Consider the following 17945-nt stretch of genomic DNA (forward strand, 5'->3'; position numbering starts at 1 on the left):
GATTATTTTCGTTTCCATGCTTCATTGGCAGCATGTAACCCAACTTTATGATTCTGTTTCCAAATGCGATCCCAATAAGAAATCGGAACAGGTGCTTCTCCAGCATATGGTGCAATTTCTACGGTCACGCCTGGCATTTTCGTCACTTTAATAAACCAGTCAGCGGAAGAACCTGTTCCTTTTCGATAATATGGAGGAACAATTGAATAACCTGTAATTGATTTAAGTTGATTTACGTATTGAACATCCCTGCTCAGTTGTGCACCAGCTTGGAAATTAAACCAATACAATACTTGACCTGATGAGTGATAGGATACATTTGACATAAAATTATGTTTCTCAACAAAATGCTTCAAAGCCACTGCTTCTGGTTCAGAAAACGCACGTGGTCCCCGGTACCCCATCCAGTTAGGCTTCGTAATATTATTGTTAATGTAACTCCATCCCGCATCAAAGTTTTTGTTTAAGTCGACTCCACGTACATTCGCTTTCCAACGCGCGAAATTACTTGAACCGTTAATTTTTCGAGCAAGAGCACCATTTTTGACTGCGCCCTGCCCTCCTTGAACAAGCGTAACCCCATCAGGATTCATCATCGGAACAAACCAAATGCTCGTTTGATCCAAAACAGTTTTAACATTATATCCAGCAAAGCTTGTTTTATTATTGTAATGAATCGAGTAATTATCAATCATTTCGAGTAGAACGTTTGTAGTCATGTGTTCACGAGCATGCATGGAGGCATCGAATAAAATCTCTTTTTTTCCATTACCTACTCTTAATGCGTAAATTGCACGGCCTTCCACACTTTTACCAATCAGTTCAAGCTTAGTAAACTCCGGGTACATACCAGCAACTACTTGCATCCAATATGACATCTCACGGTGTGAAATATTTTTCTTTGGTTGAACAAGGTTTGAATGCGTTACATTTTTTAAAGGAAGATATGCAATTGAACCTAGAAATTCAATTACGCCTTTATCTTTACTGAAGTTATGTAATGTCAGCATATTACCGCGACTCAAATAGCCGATGGTTTGTCCTGTACTATTCGTTACTGCAGTTTCTTGCTCCACTCGAACAGAGGCAGGAAACATCGGTTTTGCTGCAGGTTTGATGATTGCACTGGTACTAGAAGGCCAAGTGCCTTTTAAGGGAATTTGATATGTCTTTCCTTTTGCGACAAATTGATGGTATCCAGTTACCTCTTTTTCACGATTAAAAATGTAACCTGAAGCAACAGCACCTACTTGTACTCGATTTCCATTGCGAATTTCATATAATGGCACCTTCGTGTCTATTACTTGAATCGACATAGCTGGCTTTGAGAACGATATGTTGTCATCATTCCCCGGGAAATATCCAATTTTCCCTGCGACTAATACCTTGAAAAATCCGTTTTCATAGCCAATTGTAGTGAAAGATAATGCGGAATTCCCACGAACTAACACATTACTTGTCGAGGATTTTTGCCCGAAAATAGTAAAACTACTTTTTGAAGTAATTTGTCTTTCGGTGCCAGATTCAACATCAGGTAAAACTTTGTTTGCCGGTGCCAAAAATCGACTTTCGATGAAAAAGATTTTTCCGCCGATAGACACTTGCACGATGGATGAATTTTGTGTCAATTGATATTGAACTGTGTTACTTGCGCCTTCCAAATTTCCGACAGCATTTGTCATCTCTATGGTTGAATATAGTGGCACTTGGTCACTTGTTAACTGGCCATGTAGAATCGGATCATTTGCCGAACTTTGCTGTGGAATTGACAAGCTTATCCCAATAAGGAATAAGAAGAGTAATAATGATTTTTTCATCTGTTTGATCCTCCAGTAAGTAATATATAAAGTATATTTCATATTGTTATGGATTTGTGAGATTTATCCTTAAATGAATATAATTACTTAAAATAATTTCATTATTTAATTTCAATAATCTAGTACCTAAACTTAAAGTTACAAAAACTACAAAAAAACCTTCCAATCTCTCGATTGGAAGGTTTTAAATTAATATTATTTTGTTAAAGTAAGTGCAGACTTTTGAACATTACCATTAACATCTTTGATATCAGCAGCTGTAGGATCAACTTTAACTGTTGTTAACTTAGTAACTGCAGTAGCATCTGCAACTGTAAGCACTAATTTGCCATTAGTTACTTCAGAACCTGTAATAGCAATATAAGCACCTTTGCTGTCGAATAATTGGATTTCGTCAGTAATAGAGCTATTACCTGCTACAAGTGCTACAGCTTCTGAGTAAGTAACTGTTAATTTAGTTAAATCAGTAGCAACAAATGATTTTGCTTCAGGAGAAGCATTGTCCTTAACAGCTACTAAAGCTGTATAAGGGTTGTTAACTTTATTATCTAAAGTTTGAACACCAGTTACACGGAAGATAGCTTTATCATCATTGTTAACTACAAAGCCTTCTGGCAATGTGATGTTAACAATTGTTTGATATGATGCATCACCAACGTTACCTGCAAACTTAACTTCTGCATTTGTCGGTAAAGATGTACCATTTAATTGGTAAGAAGCTGGATTTAAAGCAGAACCTGTACCAGTAGCTTTAACTTTAGCACCAAAATCAACTGTTATAACATTTGAATTTGCAACTGTAGTTGTTCCAGCAATCGTAAATGCAGTTTCAACTGGAGCAGTTGTACTAGATTTATCAACTGTGAATGAATATACAGTGTTTTTGTTTTGAGCTAAAGAAAGATCTTTAACAAAACCTTCAGCAAATTCAAAGCTATATTTATCAGCTTTTAGGTTAGCATCAAATGTGAAATCAACTTTAGTCGCATCTTCAGCGTTAATTGCTGCAGAAGCTACAGAAGGATAAGAAAGAATCTCACCTTTTGAATTTACAACTTTAACTTTAGAAGCATCAAGAGTTTGAACTTTTTCACTAAATGTAACAGTAAATCCTGTTACTTTACCATCTTTAGTAGTAGATGTTACTTTTGATACAGATGGTGCAACTGCATCTTTAGTAAGTACCACTGATTTAGTGATTTCTGAAGTGTTTTTGTTTCCTAAAGAATCTTCTAATGCTTCTTTAGCTACTGTCAATGTTACTGCATCTGTATTACCATTTTTAAATAGGTAAGCAGCGTTAAAAGTAACAAAGTATTCTTTATTGTTTTTCGGGTTAACGACTGCACTTGTAACAATATTTGTAGCGAATGCTCCAACTTTACCTGTTACAACAAGATTGTTATTTTTCAAAGCTTTATCAACTGTTACTGTCGCTGTGTTTTCTCCAGTTGCTACTACACTTGTAACTGAAGGAGCAATATTATCAACAGTCAAAGCAAGTTTAACAACTTGAACATCTTTAATGTTATTAACTACGTCAGTAGCATTTACAACTGTAACATCATAAGATTTAGTAGCATCTAAATCAACGTCAACTGTTGCTGTGTTACCAGAATAAGTTGCTGGGTAGTTGAGGCCACCAATTTTAACTGTATCGATTGATTCGATATTTTCATCGAATGTTAGTGTGATTTTTTTGATGTTATTTTTAGTATCTGCTACTGTAGCTGTTGCAGATTCTAAAACTGGAGCTGACTTATCATCAACAGTAATTTTTTGATTTACAGGCGAAACAAATTTACCATTTACATCTTTAATTAGTTCATAAGGAACTTTTACTGTGTAATCTCCTTTAAAGAACGTTGTAGCATCTAATGTAAGAGTTTTACCATCAGCACTTAGTGATTGAGTGATTGTACCTGGATTAGCTGCTTTATCTCCGCTAACAACTGTGATTAAATCAACTTTGTTTGAGTTTTGTAATGTCTTTGCATCAATAGCATTGTTGAAAGTCACAGTAATTGTTTTAGCATTTTCAGCTTTAACATCAACTACAGACGTTACAGTTGGAGTGTTTTTCGTTTCAGCACGGTATACGAACAATGCAAATTGTCCACGTGTTACTAGATCACCAGTACCGAATTGAGTTGTACCAGCATAACCTTGTGCTACGCCAGCTTCGTTTAAAGCGTCAACATATTGTTTAAAAGTTTCAGATACATCAGTGAATGGGAATGCATTTGAAGCATCAGCTACGAATTTGTATGCGTTAGCGATGATTTTAGCCATTTCCCCACGAGTTGTGAAATCGTTAGCGCCGAATTGTCCAGCAGCTTTACCAGAAACGATGTTCTTTTCAACTAGGAAGTTAACAGCCCATTGACGATCAGCAGGTACGTCAGTGAAACCAGCATTTGCATAAGTTCCAGTTGGTGAACCACCTAGAGCTTTAGCAATCATTACTGCTGCGTCTTGACGTTTGATGTTATCATCAGTACCGAATTTACCGTTAGGGTAACCTTGAGAGATTCCTTTGTCAGCAAGGTATGTTACTGCCTCTTGGTAGCGCTCTGCTACGTCCGAGAATGCAGCAGAAGCTGCTGGTGCGATTGCAGATGCAACAAGTGTTGCTGTCGCTGCTGTTGCAACGAACTTTTTGTACGACTTTGGTTGATAAGCCATGTTAAGTATTCCTCCTGTTTTGTGTATAGTCTGTGTTTTAATAACGGACAAGCCGTTACAAAATATTTCACAGTTTAAATTGTACCAACATTTGCAATTTTACGCCAGTTTTTTCTATTTACCTAGTAAAATCTTCCGCGCAAGAAGAAAAGGCTTATAGATATGGAAGTAAAAGGACAAAGTTTTACAATTAAACTCCTATTTATTCTAACAGATTACATTTACATTTCAACTATTTTATAAAGATTACGTCTAATTAACTGGTGTTTTTAGGAAATTTCTGATTCTTCTAGTCTTATAGCCTATTTTTATAGGTCTATTAGCTTCTCTCTGACATTTAACATCGCTAAAATAGCAGCAATATAGATAGAAACTGCTGGTGCAGTCAGTACATGTCCTGCTGTATATGCAATTCCCACTGCCAATAAGAAGGCGACCCCGTATAAAATGTACAGATACGTAAAGTGTGTTTTAATATTTCGTACAAAATGTAGTAAGAACTTCCCTGTATACCAGAAGAATGGGGCCATTAAGTAAAAGAATCCGATCCATCCGAATGAATAGAATAAATCATGGAAGTCCATTTCGATCATTTTCAAGTCTTTTCCTAGTTCCGGTTCTTCATAGTTTCCTGCGAAGCCCATACCGAACAACTTTTGTGTGATTGGAGATGAATTGAAATCTGCATTGAATTCTTTCTCATACTTTTCGCGTGAGCTGAAAATCAAGTTTTGAATTTGTTCATCTGTTATTTCGGGTTCTTCTTCAATAATTTCTTCCCCGTTTTCATCAAATTGGGGTTCTTCATTCTCAGAATCTCCAAAAGGACTAATATTCAATATGTCAAAATGAGCGTACATATTGCCGAATACAGGTGTAAATGGTGTTGCAGCTGCAAGTAGTACAATCAGTCCAAATGAAATGATTAAACTCGATTTTACTTGTTGTGTTTTTAGCTTCATGAACACATACATGATGATGCTTCCAATTAGGACTGATAAAAGGACAACTAGTATTCCGCCGTACCCAACTTTTGTTCCTAAAGCCAGCATGCCCAGTGAAAGCATGACAAATGGAATCCAGAACCATGGTTTTTTAGCATTCGTTGTGCGTTTGATTGCATACAAGGCTAGAATCGGTAGGATGATTGCCATAATTGCACCGATTTCATTCCCTGCATAGAACCAACCGGAATACCCTACTTTAGAATGAGCATAGTTTGATAAACTTGTACCTGTGACTTGAGCAACGATAAATACTGCACCAATGATAAAACCGGCTAGCCACATATATTTCGTCGTATGTTTTTCAATATCCCAATCACGTGCTTGTAATTGTTTATATACAATCATGAACCCAAGGAACACGATATGGAAATAAACAACTTTATTGAAGAACTTCAATTCTTGGAACAGATAATAAGGGTCTTTAATTCCCATATTCAAGAAGATGTTAATACCAATGATTACACCTAAGCCAACTAGGTATAATATGTAGCCGCGTGCCAATTTATTCGAACGCGCCATCCATAATAAAAATAAACCCATTGTTCCCATATAAGCAAAACGGAGCATAACTCCGATTGTAATATTTGAGCCCAATAAAAGCTTTGAGCCAGCTGTTAATACATCAATGACAGGTTGGAGTACGAGAAAAGCAATAAAATATATCAAAAATTTTGTTTGATTCATAGCAAGTTAAAATCCTCTTTCATTAATTTTTTAGATTCAATTCATTGAATATAGTGGAAAGCTTCGATTGAATCGCTGTTTGTTCATATTGTAAGGCGGTTTCATAAGCCGCTTGTGAAATCTTTTCATATTCTTCATCTGACAGATCATCAAATTTGACCAATAAATCTTTTAATTGAACAGCATCGCCCGGGGTAAATAACCATCCATTGCGACCATCTTGCACATAATCCAGAATTCCACCAATCGCACTCGCAATAATAGGAGTTTGGCATGCCATCGCTTCAAGACCGACTAGCCCCAGGCTCTCCCCTTTTCGAGTTGTCGGAAATATGAATGCTTCAATCACGGTGTAAATATTCGCTAAATCAGACTGTTTCATCAGTGGATAGTGAACAATAACATCTTCAATATCCAATGATTTCGCTAACTGTTTAAATGCTTCATCTTCTTTCCCAGAGCCTACGGCGATAAAACGAGTTCGACTTCTTTCCTCTGGCTTTTCGTTGACATAAAAAGAAATGGCTCGTAAATAATGATCCCACCCTTTTCCAACATCCAGTCGGCCGACATAGCCGATATAACGGAAAGCTGGATCAAGTTTTAATTTAGATAAAATCTCCAGACGTTTATTTTTTTTCGGATGGAATACTTCCGCATTGACCCCACCTGATGGAAATACACGAATAGCTGTTTTGATGCCATATTTTTGTTGCACTAATTTTTCGTAGTAATGAGAAGGTGTAATAATGAGTGATGATTGTTGAAGCAGCTTTTTAACTGCCGGTTGGTATTTTTCCTGCGAAGCTACTTCAGGTACCACGTCGCTACCATGAACATTGGTCACGATGCGAACAGAAGGCTTCAGCTTTTTCAACCATAATAGAGGCATAGCATTATGAGAAGCATAGTGCACATAAATAGCATCGTAATTTCCAGTCAAACCTTTTGTCAGGATTTTGCTGTAATAAATCGCGTATCCTAACATTTTAGAAATTTTTGATGTTTTCTTTTGCAAAACAGCTTTATCAACTTGAAAACCTTCATTTTGCAAAATCTTTTCGGTGTTTTGTACGAAGACACCGTAACTTGGGAAGTTTGAGGATGGGTACATATTGGCTACCAATAAAATTTTCATCACTCATCCCCCTTTCCAATTAGTTCTAGACGCAAGTACATCGCGATTGCTCGCGATGTCTTATTCGTATTGTTCAATTTTCTTTTTCATGTAGGCAATCAAATCATCTTTTAAATCTGGACGCTGAAGAGCAAATTCCAATGTCGTTTCAACAAATCCAAGTTTTTCGCCTACATCATAACGATTTCCTTCAAAAGCAAAGCCATATACGCCTTGTTCCCCGTTCAACTTTTCAATGGCATCCGTTAACTGGATTTCTCCACCTGCTCCTACTTCCATCTCATCTAAATATTTAAAGATTTCAGGAGTAAACACATAACGGCCAATAATCGCCATATTGGAAGGAGCCGTACCTTGCTTCGGCTTTTCTACGAATTTACGAACTTTGTAACGTGAACCTATTTGTTCGGAAGGATCAATGACGCCATAACGGTGAGTTTCTGATTCAGGTACTTCCATAACTCCAATGACCGAAGAGGCCGTCTCCTCATAATTCTCAATTAATTGTTTCAAACAAGGTGTTTCGGCTTGGACAATATCATCACCCAATAAAACTGCAAAAGGCTCATCGCCAATGAACTTACGGGCAGTCCAAACAGCATGTCCCAATCCAAGGGGGGCTTTCTGGCGGATATAATGAATTTCAACTTTTCCGGATTGTTGAACTTCTTCCAATAAGTCGAATTTTTCTTTTGCATATAATGTATTTTCAAGAAGAGGCGCAGAATCGAAATGATCTTCAATCGCCCGCTTGTCTTTCCCTGTAACGATGATAATGTCTTCAATACCAGAAGCAATGGCTTCCTCGACGATATATTGAATGGTTGGTTTATCAACAATTGGAAGCATTTCTTTTGGCATTGCTTTCGTAGCAGGTAAAAAACGTGTACCTAAACCTGCAGCTGGAATAATTGCTTTACGAACTTTTTTCATCAACAATGCCTCCCTTAATTCTTGGAATCACCTAGAAGATATACATCAAATCCAGCAGCTTCCCATTTCGCACGGTCAATACAGTTTTTCGTATCGATAATGATGTGGTTCGTCATATGGTTTTTGATTTCTTCAGGGTTCAAGTCTCTAAAAGCTTGGTGATCAGTTAATACCAAAATGGCTGAAGCATGTTGAAGTGCTACAAACTGATCTTGCGTTTGTTCAGGCAAATTGTTGTGCTTAATATGTGGGTCGTATGCTGACAAACTCATTTGACGTTCGCGAAGCTGTTCTACTACATCTACTGATGGACTTTCACGCATATCGTCAATGTTGCCTTTAAACGCTAATCCCAGTACGGCGATCTTTGGATCTTTAACGCCTTTTGCATTTAAAATATCTGCTGTTAATTGAGCAGTATAAGATGGCATGCCATCATTTGTTTGTCGTGCTAAGTGAATAATTTTTGCCTGTTGCGGATCAAGCTCCACCAAGAACCAAGGATCAACAGCGATACAGTGTCCACCCACACCAGGACCCGGCATATGGATATTCACTCGAGGATGGAAGTTGGCAAGTTTGATTGCTTCCCAAATATTTACGCCGATATTTTGTGCAATTTTCGCCAGTTCATTTGCGAAAGCGATATTAACATCGCGATATGTGTTTTCCATGACCTTTACAAGTTCAGCTGTCGTTGCATCCGTTTCATGCATCGTACCTTTTACGAACGATTGGTAAAGTGCTGTCGTTTGCTTAGCAGACTCTTCGTTCACACCACCGATAATACGGTCGTTAGAAACGAGTTCTTCAAACACACGGCCAGGAATCACGCGTTCTGGTGAATGGGAAACTAACAATTCTAATCCGATTTCCAAATTCGCCTTAATCAATTCAGGCATCATGACATCTTCCACTGTACGTGGAGGTACTGTTGATTCCAAAATGACCAAGTTTCCTTTTTCAAGGAAAGGTACAGTGGAGGCAGTAGCCATTCTTACATACTCCAAATCAGCCGTTTTATCCGCCTTGATTGGAGATGGAACAGCGATAATAAAGACATCAGCTTTAATTGGTTCTGTAGAGACAGTCAATGAACCAGAATCAATTGCTTTATCTAAACGTTCCTGTAGACCGTTTTCTTCGATATGTAATTGTTTCCTTTGAATCATTTTCACAGTTTCTTCGTTAACGTCTACACCGTGAACTTGGTGTCCGTGATTTGCAAACATAACTGCAGTTGGTAATCCGATATAACCCAGTCCAACTACGCAAATTGTTTTTTTCATTAGTATTCTCCTTCTGATGGAACTAAAATTAGTTTCTTCTATTAATAGTGTGTGTTTTTAAATTGAACTTTCAAGTACCGCTATTATAGGAATAGAAATACTCCGATATCAATGTTATTTCTTGCCTATTAATACGCGCCATAAAAAGATCGGCAAGTTCATTTGGCGTTTAATGCGTGATGGATTACTAGCCAAACGGTATAACCATTCTAACCCAAACTTACGGAAAAATGCGGGCGCTCTTTTGACCATTCCTGAAAACACATCAAAACTCCCACCAACTCCTTGAAAAACAAGAACGTTTGGCAGGTTAGCTAAGTTCCTTTTTATCCATAATTCCTGTTTTGGACTGCCTAGTGCAACGAACAGCATTTTCGCACCACTCTCATGAATGCGTTGAACTAAAGCCGATTCGTCTTTTTCATAGCCATTTGTATAACCTGCTACTTTTAATTGTGGTCGATCTTTTTGAATTTCCGAAATCGCTTTTGTTACGACTTCTTCTTTTGCTCCGTAAAAATAAACAGGATGGCCTTCTAATGCGGCAAAGTCCAAAAGTTTCCCCATCATGTCTACCCCGGTTACCCGGGAAGTAATCCTGCCACCTTTTAATTTTGATGCCAATAACACACCAACACCATCAGGGATCTGGAAAGTCGATTCGTTGATTAGTGATTTCACCTGCGAATCCCGATTTGCCGTAATGACTTTTTCCGGGTTTACAGCGATAATTGTTGACTGCTCATTGCGAGCCATTTTCTGTTGTAATTCACTGATAATTCCTTCATATGTTAATGGCGATACATCCACGCCTAAGTAGGTCTCTTTCACTATTTACAGCCTCATTTCGTTCACATTCAATTGATATAGTATAGCAGATTCTTTGTTTAGTTGCATAGCATCCGTGACAAGTGATAAAATTTGGACATAAGACGCTTTCACTTCGTTGTGAAAGCTTTTGTTATGGAAATTAAACGATCAATTTCTGTTATTATTATGTCTAGCTACAAGCGCCAGTGGAACTTAAAGTGGCGCTTTCCGCTTTTCGTTAGAGGAGGACTTCATTTGAAAATTGTATTATCCGGCTTCTATGGTCTTGGTAACACAGGGGACGAAGCAATATTAAAAGCGATCGTAGATAATCTGCGTTCTGAGTTAAACAATCCTGACATCACGGTGTTTTCCCTATCACCTGAATTAACCGCTAAGGAACACGGTGTGAAATCCGTTTATCGTGGATGGAGACATCAAAATAAGGAAAAAGTTAAAGCTTTGCGTGATGCAGACTTACTGATTTCTGGTGGTGGCGGCTTGCTTCAAGACACGTACCCAACGAAGTTTTTATTCGGTCCGCTTCCTTATTATTTACTAATTGTGTTCCTGGCTAAACTTTGCGGAGCAAAAGTCATGTTCTTTTCACAAGGAATCGGACCCGTAACATCAACATGGGGTAAGATTTTAATGAAAACCTTTGCTAATCTAGCTGATTTTGTTACCGTACGTGACCAATACTCTAAAGATTATCTGCATTCTCTAGGTGTTAAACGCCCTGAAACAGTTGTTACAGCTGACATTGTTTTTGCATTCCGCGCAGATGAAGAAAACTCGGCATATAATTCACTTCCTTTAAAAGGAGATGAAAAAATCGTTGCCGTGACTGTACGTCCATGGTTCGAACATCCAGACTACATCGAAAAGATGGCTCATTTATTAGATGAATTGATTGAACAACGTGGAGTTACACCGGTCTTTGTTCCAATGGAAGGAAAATATGATGTACCAGCTTCAAATGATGTTTTGTCACATATGAAACATGCAGACAAAACGTTCATGCTTGGATCAGACTTTTCGCCAAATCAATTCTTAAACTTTATCCGCCACGCGGACTTAACTGTCGGCTTACGTTTACACGCCTTAATTTTCTCAGCACTTAGCAATGTCCCTCATTTAGGATTCAGTTACGACAAAAAAGTGGAAAGTTTCTTAAAACGTTCTGGTATGTGGGATTACTCATTCCGTTTGGGTGAAATTGATCAAACGAAACTTCTTGAGAATGCACTATATTTGCTCGATAACAAAGAAGCTGCACAAAAAACGATGGAACCTAATGTGGATCAGCTTCGTCGAGAAGCAATGCGCAACTTAGATTTATTAAAAGAAAAATTCGGAAACTAAAGGAGATTGTCATTCATGAAAATTTTATTAGTCACGTCGTATGACTATCCTCATTTAGGTGGCCTTTCGACACATATGACAACTTTACAATCTGGGCTCGAAGCTCGTGGACATCAAGTGGATACTTTATCTTTCTCTGACGTCCCAAAATGGAAACGCGATTTTATCGCTCGTGGTCCATCATTCATCTTAAATAAGATTTCTTTAGGTGCTGGTTATGTATGGACGTTAGAGCGTCGACAAGCCTTTCTTGAAAAAATGTTACGTGAAGAAAAATATAAAGCGTATGATGTCGTAAATGCACAGGACGTATTTGCCACTCGCGCATCTCTTGCTGCTGGGCTTCCCACCGTTACAACTGTACATGGCTATTTGACTTACGAAGGTATTTCCAAAGGCTCGGTTGCAGAAGGATCAAAACATGCGGACAAGCTGATGGCGGTTGAACGTGTAGGATATACGGCCACTCGTGAAGTCATCACGGTTGATACGCGCATTAAAGATTATGTGAAACGTGAAACTGGCGTTGATGGAACGATGATTAAAAATTTCATTGATGTGGATTCATTTAAACCAGAAATTGAGCGTCGTCGTGAATTTCGTGAAAAATACGGCTTAAATCAAGATGAACTAATCTTCTTTGTTCCACGTCGTTTAACTCGTAAAAATGGCGTTATTTATCCAGTCTTGTCATTCCCTCCTGTCTTGGAGAAATTCCCGAACGCTCGTGTACTTTTTGCAGGGACAGGTGAAATGTTCGATGAAATTAAAGCAAAAGCTGTAGAACTAGGTGTTGCTGATAACGTAACATTACTTGGCGCCGTAGCTCATAAAGACATGATTGAGTACTTTGCTTTAAGTGATGTTGTATTAGTTCCTTCTATATATAGTGCTGGTGTAGAAGAGGCGACCTCCATTTCCGCTCTTGAAGCGATGGGTTCAGGTGTTCCTTTAATAGCTTGCGCTGTAGGTGGCTTAAAAGAAATTGTAGACCATGAAAAAGATGGTTTACTTGTGGAAGAACGCAACATTGAAGATCTTTCAAATGCAATGATCCACCTTCTTGAAAATCGCGAAGAAGGATCACAGCTGGCTGATGCTGCACGCAAAAAAATTGTGGATGAGTATTCACATTACGCTGCTGCCGAAAAATATGAAAGCATCTATAAACGTGCAATCTCTAAATAATTTAAGGCTCCTTGCTCCTATAGCAAGGAGTTTTTCTAAATAGGTAGGTGTAAGATGAGTAATTTAAAAAAAGCAGCCTTATGGACAACAGGCCTGGCACTTTTATTAAAGTTATCAGGGTTTATACGTGAAGCGATTGTGGCGAAGGAATTCGGGGCATCGAACGAAACTGATGGATACTTCTTGGCTTTTAGCTTTATTACTTTAGTGGTTGCTATGATCTCTACAGGTTTTAATAATGTCTTTCTCCCAATGTATATTAAACGTAAAAAATCAGGATTAGATACTGGGGAACAAAATGCAAACGCCTTATTGAATTGGACGATGGTTATCTTTGGTTTGATTAGTATCCTGGGCTGGTTTACTGCCAAGCAGTTCGTTCCAATCATTTACCCAAACATGAAAGAAGGCATTGAACCATATGCCGTAGAAATGACGCAGATTTTTTTCGCGTTTATGATGTTAATCGCTCTGACTGGTCTACTAGATTCCTACCTTCAGTCACGTCGAATATTTGTACCTTCACAATTAGCTAAACTCTTGGCCACACTGATGGCGGCCATTTTCGCCATTTTCTTCAGCGATATTTGGGGCATATATTCTCTTGTTTACGGGTTTGTTTTTGGTACAATCCTAGGCGTGGTTATTCAACTATACTTCCTTGGACGGTCTGATTATAAATGGCGAATGGATTTTGCCATGGAGCCGGATTTCAAAAAAGCATTTATTATTTTGATTATCCCTTCACTACTAAACTCAGTCGTTGGTCAGATTAATCTTTTCGTCAACAAAGCATTTGCCTCTGGTGAAGGGGTTGCGAACGGTGCTGTTACTTATTTAAATAACTCATCGTTGCTTGTCAGCATTCCAAATGCCATTTACGCGACTACTTTAGCGGCTATCATTTTCACATTAATGAGTGAGCAAACGGAAGATTTGAAGAAATTCAAAGATACCTTTTTCCGTGGAATGGAAATTTCTCTTGTTACCTTGTTACCAATAGCCATTGGTTTATTGGTTGTTGGAGACGCGGCCGTATCATTCATCTATGAGCGTGGGAAGTTTTCTGCTGACGATACCGATAAAACGTATATTGCCTTGTTATGGTATCTCCCAATCATTGTTTTCCAAGGTATGCAATTGATTTTGTCTAAATCGATGTATGCCCGTGGAAAAACAGCTGTTGTATTCCGTATCAGCGTTACGACCATTTTGTTAAACTTCTTGTTGAACTGGTGGTTAGTTGATGATTACGGATACCCTGCTCTGGCTTTCGCAGCGTCAGTCGTTAGTATCTACTACTTTGCCATTTCTATGATTGTCGTTTACAGAGATTTAGGAATGTCTGAGTTTGCTCGTTTTGCTCGTATGAGTGTAAGAGTAGTCATACCAGCTGTCCTAATGGGGCTTGTGGTTTGGGGAGCCAAACTGCTATTAGGAACTGAGGATTGGTACTCACTGATTCAACTAGCAGTTCTCGTACCAATCGGCATTATTGTTTACGCTCTTTCTCTTAAAGTCACGTACCCTACTGGATTTAATCGCATGTTAAGTATGGCGAAGAGATCTAAATAATATGTAGTAACAAAAAGCCGCCTCGTATAAATACGAGACGGCTTTTTCTATACCCTATTTAATCTTTCTAACCAGCGTAAAGTTTGCATCTTTTTCACGAATCCAACCGAAGTCAGCTGGTGGATTTTGATCTGACAGTACTTTAAACCACGTATAGCCATCCGTACCTATCGTTTCTTCTAAAATGACCAATGGATAACCAAAACTAATATTGACACCTAAATCTTTCGCTTTGTAAGTAAATAATAGATTATCTGATCTAACTTCAGGTGTAGATCTTACATTGATGACACCATTATGAGCAGTCATTGCTAATTGTTTCGCATTGACTCCACTATCCTTGTAACCCAGTAAAGCATCCCCGCGCCACATATATTGTGCGATTTTTGCCCCCCAGTTTGGATCAGATGCATAATGAACATTCATACCAGATGTTTTATTACCCGGTGCCAAACCTTTCGCATAAAGTCCTGTAGGTGGACCATAGTTTAAATTCACATAACGTGTAACAAATGCCACAACACTATCCTCTGGTTTGGTATACGTTTCTCCATCTTGTGGTGTCGAATCAAATACTTTTATACCAAATAGATTGTTTTTTGTTTGTGCATTCACACTCATTCCGGAATCACTTTCATGCATTGCCGCACTCAAGATAAACAGTGCGTTTACATTATAAATACTTTCAACTTCTTTCAAGAAAGCACCCAGCCCAATCAGTTTCGAAGTGGTTAAGGCAGTTGGGTATTTCGTTGATACAGTTTGTAAACGGTCAGAAATATATAGATCCAATTCCTCTGCAGTATAGTTCGTTTTTGTTCTTGCAGATAAATATTGGAAATATGGATAATGCTGCCCTGCAAATGTACCATTTTCATGATAGAAATTGACGCCATCCTGAGAGAAATATTTTTGCAGGTTCATCATAAATGTTGGTGCAGGTCCAATTTGGTATCCACCAAAACCAAATGATTTATTGGCGTGGTTATAAGTGAAATGGATTAACACACCTGTAGATGACGGCATATAGTAATCTTTATTTGTAATAAGTTCTTGTGGGATATACTCAATCTCACTTTGCTTAGCAAAACCGATTGTCCCACCAGCTTGAACTTTTACATATCGATCATTGGACTCCAGTAACTTTAATTCTCTGCCATATTGAATATATGAAACTTGTCTTGAGAATGTACTATCCGAATAGATCACTGTAGCTGAACCTGGTGTGTAATGTTTAGCGTAAGCAAGTCCTTCTTTAATTTGAATCATTTCATTACCTTTGTAGATTGCTTTTGCAGAAGGATTGTTTCTGAAGGCTGAATTGGCAGCAACATATGTTGTATATTCAGATAACCCCTTTACTAGTTGACCATCCTTTAAGGTTGCATTGTAATATTTTGTAGTGTCAATTGGTGGTTCTGGCTCAGGAATAGGTGTTGGTATTGGCGTTGGTTCAGGAACCGGAACTGGATTGACCACAGGGGGTACATAGTTCTCTTTCGCTGTCAGGAAGCGAATGATAAATGCCGCAGCTTGTGCTCTAGTAGCATTTGATTTTGGTTCAAATCGCATAGTGCCATTGTCATTAGGCATACCATTTACAATGCCATAATTAATTGCATGAAAAATGGCTAGTTTTGTACCTGATGTCATTAAACCAGCGTCTGAAAAAAGAATTTCTTTTTTAACTAACTCCATTTTGCTGTAAACTAATGCATTTTCAATGGTCATAGCAACTTGCTCTCGGGTAATGAGGGCATCTGGATTAAAAAACTCTGTAGATACGCCTTGCATGATACCAGCGCCTGCTACAGCATTTACAGAAGCAGCTAAAGTCATATTAGGTGTAACATCTTTAAAATTAGATTGAGCTTCAGGTAAACTTAAAGCCCTTTGTATAAAGGCAGCAAATTGAGCGCGTGTAACATGCTCTTCCTGACCATATTTCCCATCACCATAGCCCAGTAGTATTCCGCGTTTTACCGCTTCTCTCATTTCAGTTTCAAGTGTACCAGTTATATCGTCATGGTTATCGGCTTGAGCTGTTTGGGTCTTCAATAACATCGTAAATGCCAAAGTGAACACGACCACAAGAAGAGAACCCTTCTTTATATGTTTCATTCTCATTTCCTCCAATTATTGTGACTATTTCCATTTTAATAGAATAATTGGTTTAATTAAAGTTTTTTTGGGTAATAGTAGAATAGATAAAGATTTTTACCTATATATTGAAACAAAATCAAATTCTATTCGTCTAATCTAGTACTAAGGACTTTTTTAAAATTAATAGGTTTAAAAAGAGAATTTCTGGGAATATTACTAATAAAGAAAAGCCATTTGTCTAAAAGACAAATGACTTAAATTTAACTATTATTTTGATTCTACTGCGCTGTACACCGCTGCTGAGAATTCAGCCCGAGATGCTTCAGCATTCACTTGGTAGTACGATGTTTGGAAAACTGTTGTTTGATCAATTGCTTTTAAAGCAACAATTGGATCATGAGCCCAATACGTTTTTGGAACATCATTATAAATAGAGGCCGTGCGCACTTGATTTTCTGTTGCAGCAGAGATTTTGAATGCACGGTCTAAAATTACGGCTAATTGTGATTTTGTTAAAGAATCATTTAGTCCGAATCTTCCTGAAGTATAACCACTTAAAATACCAGCCTCGTTCATTGCAGCTATGTCTTTCGCAAAGGTATGGTTAGTTGGAACATCTGAAAAACGTGATTGATTTTTTGGTGTTAATTTTAAAACTCTATTTACCATTGCTGCAGCTTGTCCACGAGTGACTTCTGCATTAGGACGGAATTGTTGGTTTTCAAAACCATTAATCACGCCATCAATATTTAATTCTTTAATTGCTACATATGCTGGATGCGAAGAACTGACATCCGTGAACTTACCATCTGTTACTGTTTTTGTTGTCGCAGATGCAACAGATGCACTAGCAACTCGTTTGGCACCCATGTAATATTTGCCCCAGTAATAAGGATCGTTAATACTTGCAATTTTTATTCCTTTAGAAGTTGTTGCAGAGATAAACTGGCTATTGCCAATATAAATTCCTACGTGTGAAGTATATCCTAAGTTATCAAAGAAGACTAAGTCTCCCGGTTGAAGATTTGCTTTTGATACGGATGTACCTTGTGTGAATTGTGTAGCAGCTGTTCGGTTTAAAGAAACACCTGCAACGTTATTGTAAACATAAGATGTATAACCAGAGCAATCAAAACCTGATGGAGTGCTTCCACCATATTGATACGGTACGCCCTGGAATGTTTTAGCGTAGTTCACGATTTCATTTCCTGTTGCAGCACTGGTTTGAGTCGTCATAAATGGCGCCACTGAGATCAGTAACACAGCGATAATCATCTGAGTAATACGTTTCTTCATTTTCCACCTCATGTAATTTTTGGAACCTAGATATAATATCTGGTTCATTTCTATA

General features: G+C 38.0%; 12 protein-coding genes. 3 read left to right on the forward strand and 9 right to left on the reverse strand.

Annotated elements, in window-relative coordinates:
* Positions 1-2: 2 nt before the first annotated feature.
* From M9R32_RS05500 to M9R32_RS05530, 7 genes are all read right to left on the reverse strand, one after another.
* Positions 3-1817, reverse strand: a complete 1815-nt coding sequence (locus tag M9R32_RS05500; protein ID WP_269925730.1) for a M14 family zinc carboxypeptidase — start codon at positions 1815-1817, stop codon at positions 3-5.
* 195 nt (positions 1818-2012) lie between these two features.
* Complete coding sequence (locus M9R32_RS05505) at positions 2013-4502, reverse strand: S-layer homology domain-containing protein (RefSeq protein WP_269925731.1); 2490 nt, start codon at positions 4500-4502, stop codon at positions 2013-2015.
* A gap of 308 nt (positions 4503-4810) precedes the next feature.
* Positions 4811-6193 carry an O-antigen ligase family protein gene (locus M9R32_RS05510; RefSeq protein ID WP_269925732.1) on the reverse strand — a complete coding sequence of 461 codons (1383 nt, stop codon included), beginning with the start codon at positions 6191-6193 and terminating at the stop codon, positions 4811-4813.
* 22 nt (positions 6194-6215) lie between these two features.
* Positions 6216-7331 (reverse strand): glycosyltransferase family 4 protein, encoded by a 1116-nt coding sequence (locus M9R32_RS05515; RefSeq protein ID WP_269925733.1) that lies wholly within the window; start codon positions 7329-7331, stop codon positions 6216-6218.
* A 60-nt stretch (positions 7332-7391) separates the two neighbouring features.
* Entirely contained in the window at positions 7392-8264 is an 873-nt protein-coding gene (gene galU, locus M9R32_RS05520; protein WP_269925734.1) for a UTP--glucose-1-phosphate uridylyltransferase GalU, read from the reverse strand.
* 14 nt (positions 8265-8278) lie between these two features.
* Complete coding sequence (locus M9R32_RS05525) at positions 8279-9553, reverse strand: nucleotide sugar dehydrogenase (RefSeq protein ID WP_269925735.1); 1275 nt, start codon at positions 9551-9553, stop codon at positions 8279-8281.
* Between the two features lie 114 nt (positions 9554-9667).
* Complete coding sequence (locus tag M9R32_RS05530; RefSeq protein ID WP_269925789.1) at positions 9668-10387, reverse strand: WecB/TagA/CpsF family glycosyltransferase; 720 nt, start codon at positions 10385-10387, stop codon at positions 9668-9670.
* A gap of 231 nt (positions 10388-10618) precedes the next feature.
* On the opposite strand from M9R32_RS05530, the gene csaB reads away from it, so the two are divergent.
* Genes csaB through murJ form a run of 3 tightly spaced genes read left to right on the forward strand, consistent with a single transcriptional unit; the run spans position 10619 to position 14491 of the window.
* Positions 10619-11728, forward strand: coding sequence for a polysaccharide pyruvyl transferase CsaB (gene csaB / locus M9R32_RS05535; RefSeq protein WP_269925736.1), 1110 nt, complete (start codon positions 10619-10621; stop codon positions 11726-11728).
* 15 nt (positions 11729-11743) lie between these two features.
* Entirely contained in the window at positions 11744-12916 is a 1173-nt protein-coding gene (locus M9R32_RS05540) for a glycosyltransferase family 4 protein (protein ID WP_269925737.1), read from the forward strand.
* A gap of 54 nt (positions 12917-12970) precedes the next feature.
* On the forward strand, positions 12971-14491 hold the full coding sequence (murJ, locus tag M9R32_RS05545) for a murein biosynthesis integral membrane protein MurJ (RefSeq protein ID WP_269925738.1): 1521 nt from the start codon (positions 12971-12973) through the stop codon (positions 14489-14491).
* Between the two features lie 54 nt (positions 14492-14545).
* Here the strand turns inward: murJ and M9R32_RS05550 are convergent, their stop codons facing one another.
* Positions 14546-16612: an S-layer homology domain-containing protein gene (locus M9R32_RS05550; protein WP_269925739.1), complete on the reverse strand. Its 2067-nt coding sequence runs from the start codon at positions 16610-16612 to the stop codon at positions 14546-14548.
* 249 nt (positions 16613-16861) lie between these two features.
* Positions 16862-17890, reverse strand: coding sequence for a C40 family peptidase (locus M9R32_RS05555; RefSeq protein ID WP_269925740.1), 1029 nt, complete (start codon positions 17888-17890; stop codon positions 16862-16864).
* Positions 17891-17945: the final 55 nt, after the last annotated feature.

Origin of the sequence: Paenisporosarcina quisquiliarum, assembly GCF_027563315.1 — a bacterium.
Classification (GTDB): domain Bacteria; phylum Bacillota; class Bacilli; order Bacillales_A; family Planococcaceae; genus Paenisporosarcina; species Paenisporosarcina quisquiliarum.